The 23,244-nt window shown below is 33.9% G+C and carries 20 protein-coding genes; 4 read left to right on the forward strand and 16 right to left on the reverse strand.

All coding sequences use genetic code 11. From position 1 onward, the window contains the following. Nucleotides 1-119: 119 nt before the first annotated feature. Complete coding sequence (locus tag NU08_RS09545; protein ID WP_129746904.1) at nucleotides 120-1,379, forward strand: OmpA family protein; 1,260 nt, start codon at nucleotides 120-122, stop codon at nucleotides 1,377-1,379. Nucleotides 1,380-1,704: 325 nt separating this feature from the next. Here the strand turns inward: NU08_RS09545 and NU08_RS09550 are convergent, their stop codons facing one another. From NU08_RS09550 to clpB, 4 genes are all read right to left on the reverse strand, one after another. Further along, nucleotides 1,705-2,595: a carbon-nitrogen hydrolase gene (locus NU08_RS09550; protein WP_008463142.1), complete on the reverse strand. Its 891-nt coding sequence runs from the start codon at nucleotides 2,593-2,595 to the stop codon at nucleotides 1,705-1,707. Between the two features lie 155 nt (nucleotides 2,596-2,750). Further along, nucleotides 2,751-3,164, reverse strand: a complete 414-nt coding sequence (locus NU08_RS09555; RefSeq protein ID WP_129746905.1) for a hypothetical protein — start codon at nucleotides 3,162-3,164, stop codon at nucleotides 2,751-2,753. Between the two features lie 343 nt (nucleotides 3,165-3,507). Further along, nucleotides 3,508-4,386 carry a DUF808 domain-containing protein gene (locus tag NU08_RS09560; RefSeq protein ID WP_129746906.1) on the reverse strand — a complete coding sequence of 293 codons (879 nt, stop codon included), beginning with the start codon at nucleotides 4,384-4,386 and terminating at the stop codon, nucleotides 3,508-3,510. 398 nt (nucleotides 4,387-4,784) lie between these two features. Then, the gene (clpB, locus tag NU08_RS09565; RefSeq protein WP_129746907.1) at nucleotides 4,785-7,382 is read right to left on the reverse strand and encodes an ATP-dependent chaperone ClpB; all 2,598 of its coding nucleotides are present in this window, start codon (nucleotides 7,380-7,382) and stop codon (nucleotides 4,785-4,787) included. Between the two features lie 206 nt (nucleotides 7,383-7,588). Here clpB and ytxJ point away from each other — a divergent pair, with 206 nt between their 5' ends. Beyond that, on the forward strand, nucleotides 7,589-7,978 hold the full coding sequence (gene ytxJ / locus NU08_RS09570; RefSeq protein WP_129746908.1) for a bacillithiol system redox-active protein YtxJ: 390 nt from the start codon (nucleotides 7,589-7,591) through the stop codon (nucleotides 7,976-7,978). Nucleotides 7,979-8,137: 159 nt separating this feature from the next. On the opposite strand, the gene NU08_RS09575 is transcribed toward ytxJ, so the two are convergent. Both NU08_RS09575 and NU08_RS09580 read right to left on the reverse strand, forming a co-directional pair. Next, nucleotides 8,138-9,301 carry a hypothetical protein gene (locus tag NU08_RS09575; protein WP_129746909.1) on the reverse strand — a complete coding sequence of 388 codons (1,164 nt, stop codon included), beginning with the start codon at nucleotides 9,299-9,301 and terminating at the stop codon, nucleotides 8,138-8,140. Next, on the reverse strand, nucleotides 9,298-10,299 hold the full coding sequence (locus NU08_RS09580) for a DUF2157 domain-containing protein (RefSeq protein WP_129746910.1): 1,002 nt from the start codon (nucleotides 10,297-10,299) through the stop codon (nucleotides 9,298-9,300). Before NU08_RS09580 ends, NU08_RS09575 begins: the two co-directional genes overlap by 4 nt. A 262-nt stretch (nucleotides 10,300-10,561) precedes the next feature. On the opposite strand from NU08_RS09580, the gene NU08_RS09585 reads away from it, so the two are divergent. Beyond that, nucleotides 10,562-11,878: a T9SS type A sorting domain-containing protein gene (locus NU08_RS09585; protein ID WP_129746911.1), complete on the forward strand. Its 1,317-nt coding sequence runs from the start codon at nucleotides 10,562-10,564 to the stop codon at nucleotides 11,876-11,878. Nucleotides 11,879-11,959: 81 nt separating this feature from the next. Here the strand turns inward: NU08_RS09585 and argH are convergent, their stop codons facing one another. The 10 genes from argH to NU08_RS09635 all read right to left on the reverse strand — a co-directional run bounded on the left by argH (nucleotide 11,960) and on the right by NU08_RS09635 (nucleotide 22,828). Then, a complete protein-coding gene (gene argH / locus NU08_RS09590) occupies nucleotides 11,960-13,240 on the reverse strand; it encodes an argininosuccinate lyase (protein ID WP_129746912.1) in 1,281 nt (426 codons plus the stop codon). A 68-nt stretch (nucleotides 13,241-13,308) separates the two neighbouring features. Then, nucleotides 13,309-14,379 (reverse strand): M20 family metallo-hydrolase, encoded by a 1,071-nt coding sequence (locus NU08_RS09595; protein WP_129746913.1) that lies wholly within the window; start codon nucleotides 14,377-14,379, stop codon nucleotides 13,309-13,311. A 247-nt stretch (nucleotides 14,380-14,626) separates the two neighbouring features. Continuing rightward, complete coding sequence (gene argB, locus NU08_RS09600; RefSeq protein WP_129746914.1) at nucleotides 14,627-15,403, reverse strand: acetylglutamate kinase; 777 nt, start codon at nucleotides 15,401-15,403, stop codon at nucleotides 14,627-14,629. 96 nt (nucleotides 15,404-15,499) lie between these two features. Beyond that, on the reverse strand, nucleotides 15,500-16,453 hold the full coding sequence (locus NU08_RS09605) for an N-acetylornithine carbamoyltransferase (RefSeq protein WP_129746915.1): 954 nt from the start codon (nucleotides 16,451-16,453) through the stop codon (nucleotides 15,500-15,502). A 129-nt stretch (nucleotides 16,454-16,582) separates the two neighbouring features. Further along, nucleotides 16,583-17,344, reverse strand: coding sequence for a glutamate 5-kinase (proB, locus tag NU08_RS09610; protein WP_129746916.1), 762 nt, complete (start codon nucleotides 17,342-17,344; stop codon nucleotides 16,583-16,585). A 100-nt stretch (nucleotides 17,345-17,444) separates the two neighbouring features. Then, the gene (locus tag NU08_RS09615) at nucleotides 17,445-18,638 is read right to left on the reverse strand and encodes a glutamate-5-semialdehyde dehydrogenase (protein WP_242502522.1); all 1,194 of its coding nucleotides are present in this window, start codon (nucleotides 18,636-18,638) and stop codon (nucleotides 17,445-17,447) included. A gap of 99 nt (nucleotides 18,639-18,737) precedes the next feature. After that, nucleotides 18,738-19,877, reverse strand: coding sequence for an aspartate aminotransferase family protein (locus NU08_RS09620; RefSeq protein ID WP_129746918.1), 1,140 nt, complete (start codon nucleotides 19,875-19,877; stop codon nucleotides 18,738-18,740). Nucleotides 19,878-19,964: 87 nt separating this feature from the next. After that, entirely contained in the window at nucleotides 19,965-20,942 is a 978-nt protein-coding gene (gene argC, locus NU08_RS09625) for an N-acetyl-gamma-glutamyl-phosphate reductase (RefSeq protein ID WP_129746919.1), read from the reverse strand. Continuing rightward, the gene (locus NU08_RS09630; RefSeq protein ID WP_073409232.1) at nucleotides 20,935-22,128 is read right to left on the reverse strand and encodes an argininosuccinate synthase; all 1,194 of its coding nucleotides are present in this window, start codon (nucleotides 22,126-22,128) and stop codon (nucleotides 20,935-20,937) included. Before NU08_RS09630 ends, argC begins: the two co-directional genes overlap by 8 nt. Before the next feature lie 64 nt (nucleotides 22,129-22,192). Continuing rightward, on the reverse strand, nucleotides 22,193-22,828 hold the full coding sequence (locus NU08_RS09635; RefSeq protein ID WP_129746920.1) for a GNAT family N-acetyltransferase: 636 nt from the start codon (nucleotides 22,826-22,828) through the stop codon (nucleotides 22,193-22,195). Between the two features lie 201 nt (nucleotides 22,829-23,029). Here NU08_RS09635 and NU08_RS22305 point away from each other — a divergent pair, with 201 nt between their 5' ends. Further along, nucleotides 23,030-23,197, forward strand: a complete 168-nt coding sequence (locus NU08_RS22305; RefSeq protein ID WP_165352442.1) for a hypothetical protein — start codon at nucleotides 23,030-23,032, stop codon at nucleotides 23,195-23,197. Nucleotides 23,198-23,244: the final 47 nt, after the last annotated feature.

Raw genomic sequence — 23,244 nt, forward strand, 5'->3', positions numbered from 1 at the left:
TTTACACAATTAAAAGCCAAAATATGGGAATTATGTAAGGGCATATACAACACATTCTAAAATTCGACCTCTAATTTTGTTTCAGAGTTTAAAATAAAAACAATTTAATTTTTGATATCATGAAAAAGAAATTAGTATCAGTATCCTTATTATTACTATCATTTGCTGCAGGCGCTCAAAATATGGCTACCACTTCTACCAAACCTAGTGTAGATCAAGAATACAACAAATGGTCGATCGAACTGAATGGCGGGGTTAACAAACCAACCAGAACAATGACTCCAGGTTATACAACAGAATCATTAAACTTTTTCCACGGAGATTTGGGTGTAAGATATATGTTTAGTCCAAAGTTTGGTGTAAAATTGGATGTTGGTTATGACCAATTTAAAGAGAAAAAAAATACTCCAGATTTTGAAAGCCGTTATGTTAGAGCAAGTTTACAAGGAGTTATCAATGTTGGACGCGCTTTAAATTTTGAAACATGGACAAACACAATTGGACTTTTAGCTCATGGTGGTTTTGGAGTTTCTCAAATTAGCACTGAAACTGGATTTGGAGGTCAGGATTACATGGCACACGGAATTGCAGGTTTAACTGGACAAATTAGATTAAGTGACCGAGTAGCTTTAACAGGAGATCTTACCGGAATTGTTAACGGAAGACAAAACTGGAATTTCGACGGAATGGGTAATACAACCACAGGTTCTTTTGATGGCGTTTTATTAAATGCTTCTGTAGGTTTAACGTTCTACTTAGGCAAAAACCAGAAACATGCTGACTGGGTTGGCGAAGAAGATAGAATTAGCGAATTGGAAAAAAGAGTCGACTTAATCGAAACTGGTCTTATAGATTCAGACAAAGATGGAGTTGCTGATTTATACGATTTAGAACCAAATTCTATTGCAGGAGTTGCTGTTAACACAAAAGGACAATCTATTGACACCAATCAAAATGGTGTTCCAGATGAGTTAGAAAGCTACTTAGACAAAACTTACGAGAAAAAAGGAGCTGGAACAGCTACAAACAATACTGTTGAGGAACTAATCAACGGTGGTTATGTAAATGTTTACTTCGACTTCAATTCGTCTAAACCTACAAACGCTTCTTTATCTGGTGTTGATTTCTTGGTGAAATACTTGAAAAATAATCCTGGAAAATCAGCAGATATTATTGGTTATGCTGATGAAATTGGAAATTCAGACTACAACACTGAATTGTCTAGAAAAAGAGCTGAAGCTGTGAAAAAAGTAGCAGTAAATGCAGGAATTGATGCTTCAAGATTGAATGTAATTGCTAATGGAGAAGATACTTCAGTTAACAAAAATTCTAAAGAAGCACGTCAAATCGTGAGACGAGTTACTTTCCAAGTGAAGTAATCTATATATAAAGCTAAAAACAATAAAAGGAGCTATTCAATTGAATGGCTCCTTTTTGTTTATAAAAAAAGAGTTTAAAAGACTAAATTTTGAATACTAATTATAAAGCCTCGAAGAAGTTAAATATTTATAGCAAATGGCAAATGTTTATAATATAAAGCTCCGGCGGAGAGAAATGCTCTTTTGAAACTTATATATGTCGCTCCTCCCGAGCTTTTCCATTTGTCTTATTGAAATGCTATAAATATTTAGCTTCTTCGAAGCTTCCATAAAAAAAGGACAAAATGTGAATTTTTGTCCTTTTTTTATATTTTAGATAAATTGATTATTTATCGATTGCTCTTTTTGTAATATCTCCAAAAGCATCAATTCTTCTATCTCTGAAGAATGGCCAGTTCTGACGTACATTTTCTTGAAGATCTAAGTCAACCTCAGCAATTAAAATTTCTTCTTTATCATGTGAAGCTTGAGCTAAAATTTCTCCCTGCGGTCCAGCGATAAAAGAAGCTCCCCAGAATTGGATTCCTTCTGTTCCATCAATATATTTTTCTAAACCAATTCGGTTAGCTGCTGCTACAAAAACACCATTTGCTACTGCATGTCCTTTCATCACGTTCATCCAAGCGCCGTATTGATTTTCTCCGTATTGTTCTTTTTCTTTTGGATGCCATCCAATAGCTGTTGGATAGAATAAAACTTCTGCTCCTTTAAGCGCTGTAATTCTAGCTGCTTCCGGATACCATTGATCCCAGCAGATTAAAGTTCCAACAGTTCCTTTTTTAGTTTCAATCGCTTGGAAACCTAAATCACCTGGCGTGAAATAGAATTTTTCATAGAAATGAGGATCATCTGGAATATGCATTTTACGATACAAACCAGCTTCAGTTCCATCAGTATCAATGATATAAGCACTGTTATGGTAGATTCCAGCCATTCTTTTCTCGAAGAAAGGAACAATAATTACTACTCCTAATTCTTTTGCCAATTCGCTGAATGCGATAAATGAAGTGCTGTAAAGTGGTTCTGCTAATGCAAAATTCTCTACGTCTTCACTTTGACAAAAATAATGACTGCTATATAATTCAGGTAATAAGATAACTTCTGCACCTTGACTTGCAGCGTCTCTTACCCAGCTGATACATTTTTTAAGATTATTTTCGGCAACATCATTCAGGTTCAACTGAATAACCGATATTTTATACTTTCTTTTCGCCATGACATAAAATTTAGAGTGCAAAAGTAGTAAATTTTAAAGGAATGCCAAAGTTTAGAATTCTACCTAATTTAATGCAAAAACAAAAACCATTTTACATTGATTCAAATCTCTGTAAAATGGTTTTCAACCTAAAAAAATATCAGCTAAACAAGCTGTTATTCGATCACAACCTTCTGAGTTAAGAATTCAGTTTCTGATTTCTTGAATTTAATTTCGAAAGTTCCTTTTGTAGCAGACTTGAATTTGTAAACAGTCTTTTTCGGTTCTGGTACTTGCTGCGTGCAAACTTGTGAAGGATATTTTGCAATTACTTGTAAACCTTTTACAGATCCAATGGTTACTTCTGAAATCTTATCAAATTCTGCACAAGCATTATCAACTGTATATGTTACATCGTAGCTTAGTTCATCATTAACTTTTCCTGTTGCTGGTCCTTTAATTTCTGTCACTAAAGCTGCTTTTGTAGTTGGAGCTGGCGTTTGATCCTTATCATCGTCGTTACTACATGAAATAAACCAAATTGATAAAAATAATACTACTAAAACTGTTTTTAATCTAAAACTTTTCATATAAAATAATAATTAATTGTTAATTACTATGAAGACATGGCTTAGTTGCAAAGGTTGCTTAGAAGAAATGTTAAAAAATTCAAACCTAGAATTAATCTGTTAAAAATCAATAATTTATATAATAAAAAAATATTTAAAAAATACCGTTATTTCCTATAAAAACAAAAACTTTCTGGAATAGCCCCGATAGAAACGGTATCTTTTTGTTGTGGGGTTCACAACAAAAAATATAGTGGATAGCGGGACTGGACTTTCTTTTAAAAATGATTTTTCTGCTTCTAAAAAACAAAAAAAACACCAGCGTTAACTGATGTTTTCTTTAGTATATTTTTTTTTAAGTGAATTAAGCTGTCTTCTTTTGAAAAATCTTTTTGAAGAGATTTACAATTCCTAAAACGATAAAACCAATTATAAGTCCGATTGCAAATTCTTTTACAATTGAAGGAAAGTTTGGCAATAGATGGTGAAAAAATTCAATGTTGTGAACAAATAGTCCACCTGCAACTAAAATCAAGGCAATGGTTCCGATAACAGTTAGCGCTTTGATTACTTTTGGAAGAGCTTGAACCAAAATATTTCCAATGCTTTTTAATAGACTTTTTTCTTTTTTACTGTGTTGGATCATTTTAAATCCTACTTCATCCATACGAACAATAAGTGCTACAATTCCGTAAACTCCAACCGTAGCAATAACTGCAATAATAGAAACAGTAATGATTTGCGATAATAATGGTTTCCCAATCACTGTTCCTAAAGCAATGATTACAATTTCTACAGAAAGAATAAAATCAGTTACAATTGCCGATTTAACTTTGTCTTTTTCAATTACTAAAATTTCTTCTTCAGTAAGTACTTCATCAGTTATTCCTTCCGATTCTTCGTGTGTGTGAGGAACTATAAATTCGTAGATTTTCTCGGCACCTTCATAAGCTAAAAACAATCCTCCCAAAACTAAAATTACCATAATAGCAATCGGAAAAAATGCACTTAACAAAAACGCAATTGGAAGAATAATGATTTTGTTTAATAGCGAACCTTTACTGATTGCCCATAAAACCGGAAGCTCTCTCGATGACGCAAATCCTGAAGCTTTTTCGGCATTTACCGCTAAATCGTCACCCAAAATTCCTGCTGTTTTTTTTGCTGCAACTTTGCTCATTACTGCAACATCATCCATAATTGCTGCGATATCATCTAATAGTGCGAAAAAACCTGAACCCATTTTTTAAATTTATTTTTAGTGATGCGAATCTAGACATTTTGACTTAATCCGCCCAATAATATTGCATCAAAATTTATCTTTTTATTCGTATTTTTCTGTATAGGATTTTTAATTGCATTGCCCTAAAAGAACCCAAAGAATAATAAAAACTATAATAGTTCCGAAACAGCCTCCACCTAACTTTTTAGCGCCATATCCTGCTAATAATCCTCTGAAAATATTGTTCATGACTTTAATTTTTAAATTAATAATTTGCTGATTTTAATAAACTTAAAATTGAATATTTCTTCAAAATTTATTGTTATAAGAATTGAACAAAAAGTTTCAGAATTCACGGCAAAAAAAAGCACCAGCTTTTTAACACTGATGCTTTTTCAAGATTAACTAAACAAAAATAATTATTTAACTGTCTGGTTTCTAAAAACCAATTTGCCGTCGAAAGCATCTAATAAAATGATGCTGTCTGTTGTAATGTTTCCAGCCAAAATTTCTTTTGACAATTGATTTAAAACTTCTCTCTGAACAACACGTTTTACAGGTCTGGCTCCAAATTGAGGATCATATCCTTTGTCTGACAAGTAAGCAATTGCTTCTGGAGTTGCATCCATTGTAATTCCTTGTTGCGCCAGCATTTTGGTAACACCTTTTAATTGCAAGCTTACAATTCTTGAAATATTGTCAGCTGTAAGCGGTGTAAACATTACGATTTCGTCAATACGATTTATAAACTCAGGACGAACTGTTTGTTTTAACAATCCTAAAACTTCGTTTTTAGCTGCTTCTGTTGCTGCTTCAACTCCACCTTTTAAATTTTCAAATTTTTCCTGAATGATCTGACTTCCCATGTTAGAGGTCATAATAATAATCGTGTTTTTGAAATCGGCCAAACGCCCTTTGTTATCTGTCAATCTACCTTCATCAAGAACTTGCAACAAAATATTGAAAGTATCTGGATGCGCTTTTTCGATCTCATCTAACAAAATAACAGAATATGGTTTTCTACGAACTGCTTCTGTCAGCTGACCTCCTTCATCATAACCTACATATCCTGGAGGCGCACCAACCAAACGGCTTACACTGTGACGTTCTTGGTATTCACTCATATCAATACGAGTCATGGCATTTTCATCGTCAAAAAGATATTCGGCCAAAGCTTTTGCCAATTCCGTTTTACCTACTCCAGTTGTTCCTAAGAATAGGAAAGTTCCAACTGGTTTTTTCATATCCTGTAAACCGGCACGGCTTCTTCGAACAGCATCACTCACTGCCTCTATCGCTTCTTCCTGCCCTACCACACGTTTGTGCAATTCATCTTCAAGATGTAGTAGTTTTTCTCTTTCTGTCTGAAGCATTTTCGTTACTGGAATTCCTGTCCATTTTGCGACAACTTCTGCAATATCTTCTCTGGTAACTTCTTCTTTGATTAAAGAATTTCCAGATTGGAATTCTAGCAATTGTTTCTGCAAAGTCTCTTGGCGTTCCTGTGCTTCTTTTATTTTTCCGTAACGGATTTCAGCTACTTTTCCGTAATCTCCATCACGTTCTGCACGTTCTGCTTCGTATTTAAAGTCTTCAATTTCGTGTTTTACAGCCTGAATTCCGTCAACGATATCTTTTTCTTGTTTCCATTTTGCATAGATTTCGTTGCGCTCTTCTTTCAGGTTGGCCAATTCCATACCTAAAATTTTCAGTTTGCTTTCTTCTTTTTCACGTTTTATGGCTTCAATTTCGATTTCCAACTGCATGATTTTACGATCCAAAACATCTAATTCTTCTGGTTTTGAATTGATTTCCATACGCAGTTTAGAAGCCGCTTCGTCCATTAAGTCGATTGCTTTATCTGGCAAGAAACGATTCGTAATATATCTTTGCGAAAGCTCAACAGCCGCGATAATCGCTTCGTCTTTAATCTGAACTTTATGATGCGTTTCGTACTTTTCTTTAATTCCACGAAGAATCGAAATCGCGCTTTCTGTATCTGGCTCGTCAATTAAGACTTTTTGGAAACGTCTTTCAAGCGCTTTATCTTTTTCAAAATATTTTTGATATTCATCTAAAGTTGTAGCACCAATTGCTCTCAGCTCTCCACGCGCTAAAGCTGGTTTCAAGATGTTTGCAGCGTCCATTGCGCCTTCACCTCCACCCGCTCCAACAAGCGTATGAATTTCATCAATAAACAAAACGATGTCGCCTTCTGCTGCTGTAACTTCTTTTACAACCGATTTTAAACGTTCTTCGAATTCTCCTTTGTATTTCGCTCCGGCAATCAAAGCTCCCATATCTAATGAGAAAACGATTTTTTCTTTTAAGTTTTCAGGAACGTCTCCGTCCACAATTCTGTGCGCTAAACCTTCTGCAATTGCAGTTTTACCAACTCCAGGCTCACCAATAAGCATTGGGTTGTTTTTTGTTCTACGAGTCAGAATCTGCAAAACACGTCGAATTTCTTCGTCACGCCCAATAACTGGATCTAGTTTTCCTGTTCTTGCTAATTCGTTTAAGTTTTTAGCGTATTTATTAAGCGAATTATAGGTTTCTTCTGCTGAAGCCGAAGTTACTCTTTCGCCTTTTCTTAATTCTTCAATAGCAGCTTTCAAACCTTTTCCTGTAACTCCCTGATCTTTCAAAATCTGAGAAACTTTACTTTTTGAGTCAAAAATGGCTAAAATTAAATGTTCGATCGAAACATATTCATCGTTCATTTTTTGTGCGATAATTTCAGCTTCATTCAAAGCTTTATTAGCATCTCTGGAAAGCATAACATCTCCTCCAGAAACTTTTGGAAAACTCTGAATGGTACTGTCTAAAATTTGTAAAAACAAAGGCACATTTACATTTAGTTTTTTCAAGATAAATGGCGCCACGTTTTCATCAACTTCAAAAATAGCTTTGAAAATGTGTTCATTTTCAATTTGCTGCTGGCCATTACGCTGTGCTAACTGTTGAGACAGCTGAATGGCTTCCTGCGATTTAATAGTAAACTTATTTATATTCATATTTTTACGTTTTTGATTGATTTTATTTGTTTGACATTTTATAAGATTAAAGTTACGATTTATTGAGGTACTTTTTTAACCCAAATAATTTAACTTTGCATTGAAATAGACAAATTATATTCCACAGTAAAAAAACAGACAAAATGACAGTAAAAATTGAGTTTTTCTCAGTTAAGAACGTCAAAACGTCATAAAACAAACCAAATATGAGTTTTTTTAATTCAATCTTCGGAAGTTCAGAGAACTCAGAAGCCGCAAAAAGTAAAGTAAACTGGACAGAATTAACCGATATGCTTCAATTAATGGAAATTGAAGCCATTTCTCAAGAAAGACCAGTTGTAATTTTCAAACATAGCACAAGATGCAGCATTAGCCGTATGGCTTTAAAACAATTTGAAAGAGAATTTGATCTTGAAGGAGTTGTTGATGCGTATTTTTTAGATTTAATCGCACACAGAGATATTTCAAATGAAATCGCCAGCCGATTTGGAGTGTATCACGAATCGCCTCAATTGATTTTAATCAAAAACGGAAAAGCAGTTTACGATGTTTCGCATAGTGATATTGATGCCGAGGCATTGAAAAGCAAAGTATGATTTTTTTTGCCATAGATTATATAGATTAAAAAGATTTTTTTTCGCCACGAATTCACGAATTATTTTTTGATAATCTTTGAAATTTTAAATTCGTGAATTCGTGGCGATTTAACCAAGATAGAAAATCATTTTAATCTATATAATCTGTGGCTAAACAATTTAAAAAGTTCCTTCTGATCCGCCACCGCTGAACCCTCCTCCTCCAAATTCCATTGGAGAATCTGTTTTGACTTCTGGTTTCATTCCGAAAGTTGAAGCCACGACTAAAGCTTCAGCATTTAATAAACTATCCGAATGATTGATTCTATCTGGTTTAAAGGTCAAACCGCTTTCTTTTTCTTTTAATTTTTTAATTGAGAAATAAGCAATTGCAAATAAAACTATACCGCCAAGTGTAAGTGCAACCTCAATCGGTAAAACCGAATGATAAAATCGAATGGTATAAATTGAAAATGCAATAGCCAAAAAGCTGAGCCAAAGCATAATTCTGTCTTTTGTTTTTAAAGCTTGAACCAAATAAAGCACTGGCACTATAAAAGTGAAAGCATAAAAGAAAAATGCAAACGGAATATCTGTTCCTGGTTTTACTTCTGCTCCTAAAAGTTCTGCCGAAAGTTCTCTAACAACCAAATAATTACAAGAAAGATAAAATAAAACTAGGCAAAAACTATTTGCCAATAATAGTCCGTTGTAATAATACCTTTCGTTCAGATGATTCATCATTTTTTTCGTCAAAAAGTAAAAAACTCCAGCAAAAAACATTGCTGTAAATGGTAAAATAGCTTTTCCGATATCTCCAAATTCAAACATTCCAAAAAACAAAAATGCCGTTGCAGAAAGGCAGAACACAAGCATTGAAATTACATGCAAATACCTTAGAAAGATAAAAAGCGCTCCAACTGCTACAAAAAAAGCAATTACCATTTCGTAACCTTCCGTTGTTATTCCTATTGCTGCTCCTAAGCATAAAAGCGCATTCAAAATAAAAGCATCGTCTAAACCGTGATTATGATACTCCTGATTGGCAAGCAATTCTACTCCTGCAAATCCAACTACAGCAAAAATATAACAGCAGATTTTAAAAAATGTATTCTCAGCGCTTAGCCCAAACAAAGAAATTGCTCCACAAATTGAACCAAATAATAAACAGCCAAGCAAAAAGAAACCTATTCTAACAAGGATATTTTTCTGGCTTTTTAAAACTGGAAGTTCTTTCTCTATAAATTTCTTCTGCTCTTTACTTATAAAACCTCCTTTAAATAAAGCATCCGCTTCATCAACTAAAACTTCATTATCCAATAATTGTTTGTTGTATACTATCATTCTACGATTTCTTTATGGAAGTTTTTAATTAGTTTAATGAACATTATAATTGAGCCAACAAAGTAAGCTGGCAACAAGAAAATAAGTAATTCCCAAATATCAGAGAAATCAACATTTTCAAAAATTCTGAACAAAACAATGTTTCCGCCGATATAAGCGTAAACAATCATAAATACATATAGAGACATTGCTTTATACTGGTAACTGGCTTTATAAAAATAATACGTTGAGCTAGCTAAAATTATAGCAAAAATTATCCATGTTAAAGTATCATAACCTGTTAGATTACTAATTGTCGCAATACTTACAATATGCAATGCAAAAGTGTGAAAAACCAAACTAAAATGAGTTTTAAGAGAAATTCTTAGGCTGTAAATTGTCCATAAAACCAATAAAATTCCTAACATTATTGCTGAATAGCTTAAACTTTGGCTTGCATACAAATTATTGCTATCATTAAATATGTCTTGTGGCGTAACTGAAAGTCCCACATAAGCCGCCAAACCAGTAATGGCAATAGTTAAAACGCTTCGATTATCAAAATAATATGCGCAAAAGAAACTAACAATGGTTGGTACTAAAGTAGCCAAACCGTAATGCTCTCCAAAGGGTTTATATTGAAATTGGAGATACCCAATGAAAATACAGGTTAGAATATTTCCCGCCAAAACCAGATATTCTAAAACAGGATGTTCAAATGTTGTTTCTGATTTCTGAAAACCTTTGGAATGTTTGAAACAATAAAAAAAGCAAACCGCAATCACAATTAAAAGCAATGATAGAATGGCTATATGACCTATGGTATCAATATTTTCATAAATCAAAATTCCAATTCCTGAAGTAAATAATAATACTGATAAATAAAGGAATAACTTTAATTCTGCATTTAAAGAAAAGATATTTAAATTTCGATAGGTTTTTACTTCTTCAAACTGATTTTCAGTTATTAAACCTTTCTCAAAAAGATGGAGAGCAGACTGATCTTTAAATTTTTCCATTGGTACGTTTTAAACTGTTACATCAAATATATGTATTTAGCATGAATTTTCTGCTTTTACATAACAACCTTTACTGTTTTTTTATAAACATATCTTCAGTTTATTTGAATATTATAAACTTAAAAACAACATTTATAATTTTAAAAATCAAACCTTTAAAACACAAAAAATTGATAAATTAATTTGAAATTATTTTAATTCTTTTACATTTGTGCAATCGATTACATTTGACTATTAAACCACAAAAAACCAACACTTAAAAATGAAAGCAAAACTTATTTTATTAGCATTGTTTCTGCCTTGCTCCTTTCTGTTTGCTCAAAATTATTTCATGAGCACTCCAGAAGGTTTCGGAGCTTCTGCAACTGGCGGTGGAAGTGCAACTCCTGTTACAGTTACCACTCTAGCTGATTTGACTGCAAAACTAAAACTAAGTACTCCGCAAGTTATTCTAGTTTCGGGAACTATAAATTGCACATACACCAGTCTGCAAGTAAATGATAAAACAGTAATTGGCCTTCCTGGTGCGCGTTTGGTTAATCTCGATCAAACAGCCGCTGGTTCAGGAATTTTAAGTTTAAAACCTAGTTCTAATAACATTATCATAAGAAATTTAATTTTTGAAGGTCCGGGCGCATATGATGTTGATGGGCGTGACAATCTTACTTCAGAAGCCACTAATCTCTGGGTAGACCATTGCGAATTTCAAGACGGAATGGACGGCAATTTTGACAATAAAGGTGCTGCTGATAACGTAACGGTTTCTTGGTGCAAATTTACCTATTTGAAAGCTCCAAAAGCTGGAGGTTCTGGCGGAGCCGATGATCATCGCTTTTCTGATTTGGTTGGTTCTTCTAAAACTGACGCACCATCTGATGGCCATTACAGCATTACTTTTAAAAATTGCTATTGGGCTGAAGGCTGTAAAGAAAGAATGCCAAGAGCAAGAAATGCTGAACTTCACATTTTAAACTGCTATTATAACACTTCTGTTTCTGGTTCGCTTGCAATTGGTTTAGGTGGCGGAAGCAACAATACAACTTGCTATGTTGAAGGAACTGATTTTGCTAAAATAGGAACAGCTTTTAAAAATTATATAAGCACTGATGGCGGAACAATCGGAATTGCTTTTACAGATTGTTTGAATGCCCCAACAAATTCTGGAACAACAGTAACAAAACCTTCTTATGCATATAGCGTTCTGCCAATCGGGAATGTTGCGGGATATATTTCAAATGCTTCATGCGGAGCCGGAGCAACGCTTCAGGTTACTGCTCAAGGCGTTCTTTCTACAAGCTGTAACAATTTAGGACTTAATGACAATGCAAATAATTTGGATTTGAAGTATTATCCATCAGTTATAAATCGTCTTTTGAATATTGATTTTTCAAGTTCCGATAATGGTTTAGCTGAAGTAAATTTGTTTTCTTCAAATGGTTCAAAAGTATATTCGCATTCCAAAAACGTTTCTCCTGACGAAAAATTAGAATTAAACGTCGGAAATCTTGCAAAAGGCATTTATGTCTGTAAAGTACAAATAGACAATCGAAGCAAAACATTTAAATTAGTAAAAAACTAATTCTTGTATAAAGCAAAAGGTCATTGAAACAAATCAATGACCTTTCTACATTTTACAGCTTACTTTTCACATTTAACAAAACTAAAAAGCCGCCTTCATTTTATCTTTAATCGCATCTAAGCATAAATTATTGATACTTCCTTCGTGCGTGTGTTTTGTTGCTTTTGGAGATTTATATGTTCCCGATTCCAATTGTTCAGCAACAGCTTTGTACGCATCTCTAAACGGCATTCCAGCCACTACCATTTCGTTTAAAGTATCAACCGTAAACAAATAATCGTATTTTTTATCTTCTAAAATATGATCTTTTACCGTGATATCTTTTATAGAAAAGATTGCAATATCCAAACAAGCTTTCAAGTTCTGAATTGCTGGAAATAAACCTTCTTTCAAAAGCTGTAAATCTCTGTGGTATCCGCTTGGAAGATTATTTGTGATTAAAGTGATTTCGTAAGGAAGCGCCTGAATCTTATTGCATTTTCCTCTGATTAATTCGAAAACATCAGGGTTCTTTTTATGAGGCATAATACTCGAACCTGTTGTAAGATGCGCCGGAAGACCAATAAAATCAAAATTCTGGCTCATGTACAAACAAACGTCCATTGCAAATTTTGATAACGTTCCTGCAACGCTTGTCATTGCAAAAGCAACTGTTTTTTCTGCTTTTCCGCGGCTCATTTGTGCGGCAACAGCATTGTATTTTAAAGTTTCAAAACCTAATTCTTGTGTTGTAAATGTTCTGTTGATTGGAAATGAGCTTCCGTAACCTGCTGCAGAACCTAACGGATTCTGATCTACAATTTTTGAAGCGGCATTCAACATTGTAATATCGTCAATCAAACTTTCGGCGTAAGCAGAAAACCACATTCCGAAAGATGATGGCATTGCAATTTGCAAATGCGTATATCCTGGCAATAAAACATTTTGATGTTTTTCCGCCGATTCCATCAGCAAGTCAAAAAGCGTTTTAACCTGCTCTTTTATCGCTTTTAACTCGTCTTTTAAATACAAATGAACATCTACTAGAACCTGATCGTTACGAGAACGCGCGGTGTGGATTTTCTTTCCTGCATCGCCTAATTTTACAGTTAGAAGATATTCAATTTTAGAATGTACATCTTCGAAACTATCTTCGATTTCGAAATTACCCACTACGATATCTGCAATGATTTCGTTTAAAGCATCAACCAAAGAGGTTGTTTCTTCCTGCGTCAACAAACCAATCTGCCCAAGCATTTTAGCATGAGCAATTGAGCCTAATGCATCGTATTTTGCTAAAACTAAATCCAGTTCACGGTCGTTTCCAACTGTAAATTGTTCAATTTGTTTATCTGTTGGTATTCCTTTTTCCCAAAGTTTCATAGGTCATTTTATGTTTCGGAAGAAACCTAACAGGTTTTTAAAACCTGTTAGGTTTGACTTCGATATTATTATAATTTAAAGAAACCCGTTAGTATTTTTATATACAGGTCGACTCCTTCTACAATTTCATTTACAAAAATAAATTCGTCTGCTGAATGCGAACGCAATGTTTCTCCTGGCCCAAGTTTCAAAGACTGACAGCTTAAAACCGATTGGTCTGAAAGTGTTGGCGAACCATAAGTTGTTCTTCCTAAAGCAATTCCTGCCTGAACCAAACCGTGCTCGATTGGAATAGACGATGAATTTAAGTGCATTGATCTTGGTGTTACTTCGGCATTTACGTTTGCTTTTACCACTTCCAAAATTTCAGCATTGGTATAACGGTCTGTTACACGAATATCAACTACCAAATCACATTCTGATGGCACTACATTGTGCTGTTTTCCTGCATTGATTTGCGTTACAGTCATTTTTACAGGACCTAAAACATCTGAGATTTTGTCGAATTTATAGTTTTTAAACCATTCCATTACTGGAATCGATTTGTATAATGCATTATCATCGTTTTGGTGTGCGGCGTGGCTTGCAGTTCCTTTTACTTTTACATCTAAAACTAAAAGTCCTTTTTCTGCAACTGCCAATTGCATTAAAGTCGGTTCTCCAACAATTGCACAGTCTAATTCTGGCAAATGCTTTAAAACACTGTTTAAACCATTTTTCCCACTGCTTTCTTCTTCGGCGGAAGCCACAATTACAATATTGTGAGAAAGATTTTGATTTTCATAAAAATGTACAAAAGTTGCCAATAATGAAACCAGGCATCCTCCTGCATCATTACTTCCTAAACCAAATAGTTTTCCGTCTTTTTCAATTGCTTTAAACGGATCGTTGGTATACGCTTGATTTGGGCGAACGGTATCGTGATGTGAATTTAGTAAAAGTGTTGGTTTATTTTCGTCGAAATATTTGTTGAAAGCCCACACATTGTTATTTTCTCTCTTGAATGGAATTTCATTCTGATTGAACCAATTTTCGATTAAAAGAGCTGTCTGATCTTCTTCACTTGAAAATGAAGGGGTTTCGATTAAGCTTTTTAATAAACTAATTGCTTCCTGGGTAAGCGTATCTATATTTTTCATTTTAATAAGGTTCAAAGGCTCAAAGGGACAAAGCAACAAAGTTTTTAAGCTTTCCTTTGACCATTTTTACTTGCGCAAATTTATTTAAAATACCTCGCGCGCTCTATTTTTTTGCCACTAATTACACGGATTTCCAAACATTATTTTTTTGTTGTAGATTTAAAATCAAAATGAACTTTTTAATGTTTCTCTAAAATTATTTTCTCTTTTAACAGCAAAAATCAAAGTCAATTTGTGGCAACATTTTTTATAATGTAATCGTTGTATGCGGAATATTTGAATTTTGGAGCATTCTGTGATGACCTATTTTGATTTTCTGCACACCTCTTGATAAACTATTAAAACAGTTATCCAATTTTGGAATCATTCCTGAATGAATTACTTTTTCTTCTTTTAGTTTGTTATATAATGTCTCGTTGATTTCTGTAATTACAGATGAATCGTCTTCTGAATCCATCAAAACACCTTGTTTTTCAAAACAATAAGTCAACGTTACATCAAAAACTTCAGATAAAGCGATTGACAATTCGCTTGCAATTGTATCTGCATTTGTATTTAATAATTGCCCGTTTTTATCGTGTGTAATTGCACAGAAAACAGGAACAACTCCAGCTTCTAATAAAGTTGCCAGTAATTTGGTGTTGACTTGTTTTACATCGCCTACAAATCCGTAATCGATTGTTGGGTGATTTCTTTTTATTGACTGAATTAAATTTCCGTCAGCTCCAGAAAAACCAATTGCGTTATTATCTTTTGCCTGCAATTGCGCCACAATATGTTTATTGATTTGTCCTGCATAAATCATCACGACAACATCAAGCATTGGAGCATCTGTAATTCGGCGTCCATCAATCATTTGTGGAACTAATCCAATACTCTGAGCCATTTTTGTAGCCGATTTTCCACCGCCATGAACTAAAACTTTATAGCCTTCAATTTTAGAAAAATCGGTTATAAATTGTTCTAATTCTGCTGGATTGTCGATGATGTTTCCACCTATTTTTATTACGGTAACTTTCTTCATAAGATTCTAAGGTTCTGAGATTCTAAGATACTAAGTTTTTTTCTGCGCAAAGTTTCTTAGCATCTTAGTAGCTTAGAATCTTAGCAACTTCAAAAATTATATTTTCTTAAGAATCTTTTGTAAAACTAATTGTGCTGAATAGGTTCTATTATTTGCCTGCTCGATTACGATTGAATTTTCTCCGTCTAAAACTTCGTCGCTTACAATTACGTTACGACGAACTGGAAGACAGTGCATAAATTTTCCGTTGTTGGTTAAAGCCATTTTCTCGGCTGTAACCGTCCAATTTGGATCGCTGTTGGTTACTTTTCCGTAATCGTTGAAATTACTCCAGTTTTTTACGTAAACGAAATCAGCATTTTCGAAAGCTTTATCTTGATCGTACTCGATTGTACAGTCTTTTGTGATTTCTGGACTTAGCTCATAACCTTCTGGGTGCGTGATTACAAAATCCATATCCTTTTGCATTTGCATCATTTCTACGAATGAATTGGCAACTGCTTGAGGCAACGCTTTTGGATGCGGCGCCCAAGAAAGAACCACTTTTGGTTTGTTTTTGTGTCTAGGTTTGAATTCTTCCATTGTAATTGCATCTGCCAACGATTGTAATGGGTGACGAATAGCGCTTTCCATATTTACAATTGGCACTGTAGCATATTTCAAGAATCCTGAAATTACAGTTTCCTGATAATCTTTTTCTTTATCAACCAAACCTGCAAAAGCACGAATGGCAATAATATCACAATATTGCGAAACTACTTCTGCAGCTTCTTTAATATGTTCTGAAGCGCCAGAATTCATAACTGCTCCATCTTCGAACTCCAATGTCCATCCTTCATTGGTAAAGTTCATTACCATAACGTTCATTCCTAAGTTCATTGCCGCTTTTTGAGTACTTAAACGCGTTCTCAAACTCGGATTAAAGAATAACATTCCAAGAGTTTTATTCTTTCCTAAACTCTGATTTTTAAGCGGATTCTTTTTGATTTTAATCGCTTGTTTTACCCATTTTGATAATGAGTTGATGTCTTTTATTGAAATATAGTTCATTTGTTTTTTTGTTTAATCGGTTAATCGTTGATTTGTTTAATTGTTTTGTTGCTTAAACAAATCTAACTTTATCCTTTTGCTTTTTTATGTTCATTTTCTAATCGATTAACCGAATTAACGATTAAACAGTTAAACGATTTTCGTAAAAGGAATCTCATCCTTCAACGCCTTTAAAATAAAATTATCATTCAATCCATTTACGATCCAGGTTTCGATGTTGGCTGCTTTTGAAATTGCAGCTGCTTCTATTTTAGATTGCATTCCTCCTGTTCCATGTGATGATTTTGATTCACCAATTTCTTTTTCGAGCGATTTTAAATCATTTACCAATTTGATTGTTTCCGGAACTTCATCGTGAATCGAATTCTTTGTATAAATTCCATTTGTATTGGTCGCAATTATCAGAATATCAACATTTAAAAGAACCGCTGTTAAAGCCGCTAATTTGTCGTTATCTCCAAACCGAATCTCATCTGTGGCAACGGTATCATTTTCATTGATAATCGGAATGTAATTGTTTTTAACCAATACATTAATGGTATTTACAATGTTTTTTTTGGTCTGTTCTTTTTCGAAATCAGAATAAGAAAGTAAACACTGCGAAGTATTTAATCCTAAATCTTTAAAGTTTTCATTGTAAATCCGCATTAAATGCGGCTGTCCAATTGAAGCCAAAGCCTGCTTTACAAAAACATCTTTATCTTGATTATCCAGCTTTACAAATTGCTTTGCAGCTGCAATTGCTCCTGAACTTACTATGATAAATTCGTATTCGTCATTTAAAGCTGCAATCTGTACTCCTAGGTCTTCAATCTTTCCCCGCGAAATATGATTGGTTTCTTTGGTTAAAGTATTACTTCCTATTTTTAATAAAATCCGTTTTTTTGCCATTTCTTTAAAAGGTGCTAAGGCTCTAAGATGCTGAGATTCTAAGCTTTTCTTCTTAGAATTTTCTAATTATCTAATTACCTCAATTTTCACATTATCTCAATTACCTAATCTGTCCTTCTCCGTACACGTACCATTTGTTTGTTACCAAATGCTGCAAACCAATTGGTCCGCGTTGATGCAATTTATCAGTACTTATCGCTAATTCTCCTCCTAAACCAAATTCTCCGCCGTCTGTAAAACGGGTTGAAGCATTTTGGTAAACTGCTGCGGCATCAATTGATTCCATAAACTGCTGTGCGGTTTCGTCATCTCTGGTAATAATTGCTGCAGAATGTCCTCCGCAGTATTTATTAATCATATCAATGGCGTGATCTTGAGAATCAATGGTTCCAATTACGATTTTATAATCTAAAAACTCTTCGTACCAAATATCTTCATTTTGAAGTGTTTTAGTATTTTCGAAATTTGCTAATGATTTATCTACAATAACTTCCACTTTTGATTCTACTAAAGCTTCGATTAACATTGCTGTAAAACCTTCAAAATTTGGAAGCTTAGAACTGATCAAAACTTTATCTAGTGCATTACAAGCCGAAATTTTAGCTGTTTTAGCATTTAAAATTACTTTTAAAGCCAAATCTGTATCTGCATCTTCATGAACGTAAACAAAATTATTCCCACGTCCGCTTACGATTACAGGACAAGTGGCATGCGCTTTTACAAATTCAATTAGTTTTTCGCCTCCTCTTGGAACAATTAAATCGACTTTTTGAGTTGGTTTTTCTAAAAAAGCCTGTGTTTCTGTTCTGTTATAATTCAGATATTCCACCCAGTCTTTTGAAACTCCGTTTTCTTCTAAAGCTTTGTGCCAAAGACTTACGATTTTCAAGTTTGATTTTAAAGACTCTTTTCCGCCTTTTAATAAAATCTTATTTCCAGATTTAAAAGCGATTCCGCCCGCTTCGATTGTAACATCTGGACGAGATTCATAAATAATTAAAATCGTTCCGAAAGCGGCGGTTTTATTTACCACTTTTATTCCATTATCATGAGTAAAATGAAAACGCTCGACACCAACGGGATCATCTTGAGATGCTAGTTGATTTAATGATAAAATCATCTCGTCGACTTTTTTATCATCTACTTTTAAGCGTTCTTCCATCGCTAAATCTGAGCCGTCATAATCGGCGAGATCTTCCTGATTGGTTAGGATTATCTCATTCCGCTCCTGCTCAACCAGCTTTGCCATAGTCCGCAAAACCGCATTGCGTGTTTCAATTGATAATGGTTTCATAATTTCAAGTGGGTTGGTTGTTTTTTGGTTGTTTCTTTTTATAGAAACTTATTAATACCTAATAGGTTTTGGAAACCTGTTAGGATAATAGTATTATGTTTAGTTTTTTAATTCTTCTAAACTTTCTTTTAAAGCTTTTACAAACGTATCTATATCTGCTTTTTTCACAGTCAAAGGCGGTAAAATTCTTAATAAATTTTTATTGTTTGCACTACCTGTAAAAATGTGTTTTTCAATAATTAATTTCTTTCTTAAAGCTGCTACATCAAAATCAAACTCTACTCCAAGCATCAAGCCTTTTCCTTTTACTTGTTTGATTCCTTCAACTTCTTTGATTTTCTCTAAGAAATATTCATAAACTTCATTTACATTTTTTTGTAAATTTAGTTTTTCAATTACATCTAAAACTGCAATTCCTGCTGCACAAGACAAGTGGCTTCCGCCGAAAGTTGTTCCTAATAATCCGAAACTTGCTTCGAATTTTGGAGAGATTAAAATCGCTCCAACAGGAAATCCATTCCCCATTCCTTTTGCAACTGAAATGATATCAGCATTGATTCCGTGGTGTTGGAAAGCGAAGAATTTTCCGCTTCTTCCGTATCCAGATTGTACTTCATCTAAAATCAAAACAACATCGTGTTTTTTACATGCTTTTTCTAAAGCCTGAAAAAATTCAGTTGTTCCTTGGTCTAAACCTCCAACTCCTTGAATTCCTTCTATAATTACTGCTGTAACATCTCCTTTAGCTAATTCAGCTTCAACCAATTCGATTTGGTTTAAAGGTAAAAAAGTAACTTCTTGCTGTGCATTAATTGGCGCAACAATCTTTTTATTGTCTGTAACCGCAACCGCTGCAGAAGTTCTTCCGTGGAAAGAATTATCAAAAGCGACAACTCTTGATTTTCCGTTATGGAAAGAAGCTAATTTTAAAGCATTTTCGTTTGCTTCAGCTCCAGAACTGCATAAAAACAATTCGTAATCTTCAAGACCAGAAAGTTTTCCTAATTTCTGTGCCAATTCAACCTGCAAAGGATTCTGAATCGCATTTGAATAAAAACCTAAATGATCGATTTGATTTTTAAGTTTTGCTACATAATCTGGCTGTGTGTGTCCGATAGAAATCACACCGTGTCCGCTGTATAAATCTAAATATTCTACTCCTTTATCGTCAATAATTGTACAATCTACTGCTTTTACTGGAGTTATGTCGTATAATGGGTAAACGTTGAATAAGTTCATCTTTTTTAGTTTTTGGTTGATGGTTGATGGTTGATAGTTTAAACTTGATGTTTCCATAAACTATAAACCAACAACAATCAACTATTATTAAAATCCGCTTGGTTTCAAATGTAAACCTGTGGTTTCTTCTAATCCGAACATTAAATTCATATTTTGAATCGCTTGTCCTGAAGCACCTTTGGTTAAGTTATCGATAATTGATGTTATGAGAACCCGGTTTCCTTTTTTCAATAAACTAATAATACATTTATTCGTTTGCACCACTTGTTTCATGTTGATGTTGGTTGTAGTAACGGTTACGAAAGGCTCGTTTTTATAGAATTCTTCGTATTTAGCAACCAATTGCTCCAAACTATCATCGCAAACTGTATATAAGGTTGCAAAAATTCCTCTTGGAAAATCTCCTCTGTTCGGAATAAAAAGCAATTCGCTATCAAAATCATCCTGCAATTGCACCAAACTTTCTGAAATTTCACCTAAATGCTGGTGTTCAAAAGCTTTGTAATGTGACATATTATTGTTTCTCCAACTGAAATGAGAAGTTTCTGAAAGACCTACTCCTGCTCCTGTACTTCCTGTTGTTGCATTGATATGAACATCATTATTCAGCAAATTATGTTTTGCTAAAGGCAATAAAGCCAACTGAATAGCCGTTGCGAAACAACCCGGATTTGCGATATAATTTGCTTTTTTGATTTCAGCTTTATTGATTTCAGGCAATCCGTAAACAAAGTCTTTTCCTTCGAAATGAGCATCTTTATTCAGTCTGAAATCATTTCCTAAATCAATAATCTTAGTATGACTTGCAAACTGATTTTCTTTCAAAAATGAAATCGATTTTCCGTGACCTAAACACAAGAAAACAACATTCACATTCGGATTGATTTCGGCTGTGAAATTCATTTCGATATCGCCCATCAAATCGTGGTGCGCTACAGAAAGCGGTTTTCCAGCGTTTGTTGTACTGTAAACAAAATCAATGTTTACTTTTGGATGATACATTAAAATTCTGATGAGTTCTCCAGCCGTGTAGCCCGAACCACCAATAATTCCGACATTAATCATGATCTAATTTGTTTACAGATGAGAATATGTTTTGTGCATTTCCTAAAATCTTGATAAATCCTTTTGCATCGTCTGATGTCCAAGCATTGTTCATTTCACCATATTGACCGAAACCTGTATTCATTAAATCATTTTCAGATTCGATTCCGTCCAATGAGAAATGGTATGGTTTTAATGAAACTGTAACCGTTCCATTCACAGTTTTTTGAGTGTCTTGCAAGAAAGTTTCAATGTTTCTCATAACCGGATCCAAGAATTGTCCTTCGTGGAATAACATTCCGTACCAATTTCCTAATTGTTCTTTCCAGTATTGTTGCCATTTTCCAAGAGTGTGTTTCTCTAATAAATGGTGCGCTTTGATGATAATTAACGGCGCAGCAGCTTCAAAACCAACTCTTCCTTTAATTCCGATGATAGTATCCCCAACGTGAATATCTCTACCAATTGCGTAAGCACTTGCCAGTTTTTCAAGAGCCACAATATTATTTGACGGTTTATCTGTTTTTCCGTTTAAGCCAACTAATTCTCCTTGTTCAAAATGAAGCGTTACTTTTTCTTCGCCTTCTTTTTGCAATTGCGAAGGATAAGCTTCACTTGGCAATGGCTGACTTGAAGTTAAAGTTTCTTTTCCTCCAACACTTGTTCCCCAAAGTCCTTTATTGATAGAATATTGCGCTTTTTCCCAAGAATAGTGAACTCCGTTTTGAGCCAAATAATCAACTTCTTCTTGTCTTGATAATTTTAAATCTCTAATTGGAGTAATAATTTCGATTTCTGGAGCAATAGTTTGGAAAATCAAATCAAAACGAATTTGGTCGTTTCCTGCACCAGTACTTCCGTGAGCGATTGCAGTTGCTCCTACTTTTTTAGCATATTTTATAGCTTCAATTGCTTGAAAAACACGCTCTGCACTTACTGATAATGGATAAGTATTGTTTTTTAATACGTTTCCGAAAATCAAGTATTTGATAGCTTTATCGTAATATTTGTCTAAGATTGTAAGGTTTGCGTGTTGCGCACTTCCTAACTCGTAAGCTCTTTTTTCAATAGCTGTTAATTCTTCAGCAGAAAATCCTCCTGTGTCTACAAGAACAGTGTGAACTTCGTATCCTTTTTCATTTTTTAAATATTTCAAACAATACGAGGTATCTAATCCTCCGCTATAAGCTAATACTACTTTTTTCATTTTTTATAATTTAGGCTAATACTTTCGTATGTAGCAGTTTGAGATTTTTTCTAATTAATTTGACTTAAACAAACAATGCCAATATTTTATTCAAGAATAAAGCTTGTTTAATTTTTTTAAGTCTGTTTAAAACAGCCTCGTTAAAAGGATGTCTTGGTGGTGTTTTTTGTTTTTCTTTTGGATCGTACAACATTCCTGTACAAAGGCACATTTTGTTTTCTTTGCTTTGTAAAATCGGGAAGTTAGTACAAGTTTTACAGCCAGCCCAGAAGCTAGGATCAGTTGTCAATTCTGAGAAAGGAACTGGTTTATAACCTAATTCAGAATTTATCTTCATTACAGCCAAACCTGTTGTAATTCCAAATATTTTAGCGTCTGGAAATCTTTTCAAAGAATAATCAAAAACTTTCGATTTTATCTTTTTTGCCAAACCATGACTTCTATAATCTGGATGTACAATTAATCCAGAATGCGCAACAAATTTTCCGTGCTGCCAGCTTTCTATGTAACAAAAACCTGCAAACTTTCCATCAGCCAAAGCAATCATTGCATCACCGTTTGCCATTTTTTTCTGAATGTACTCAGGAGTTCTTTTAGCAATCCCCGTACCTCTTAATAAGGCAGACGATTCTATCGTATCGCAGATTTCTTGCGCATATTTGAAGTGTTCTTCCTGGGTAACAACAATAGAGATCTTCATTTCAATTATTGAAGTTAGAGTTAAAAATTAAAGCATATTGATTCGTTTGAAATCCAGAATTGAATCCAATAAAATTAAGCAAAAAAGAAGTAATACCTTCAAAATCAAAACATTGATTAAGAAAATTTACAAAATAATAAATACTTTTAGGATATGTTTGTCCAATGGACAAATTATGTGATTTCAAAATGAAAAATGGGTATGAATAAATATACGGCTATAAAACTCAGTGAACACTATAGAGCTAGTGTCCGTACTTCGGGAGAAGTAATCGGTGAGTTTGTCCGTGACAAAGAAGTTATATGTAAACTTATTTTATTCATCGGTGCAAAAGTACATCTTTTTTTTATTCACAAAACAAAAAATTAAATTTCTAACATTTTTTTTACGTTTTGTGTTTTTTAAAGATATTAAGG

The organism is Flavobacterium anhuiense (genome assembly GCF_004151235.1).
In the GTDB taxonomy this organism is placed as follows: Bacteria; Bacteroidota; Bacteroidia; order Flavobacteriales; family Flavobacteriaceae; genus Flavobacterium; species Flavobacterium anhuiense_A.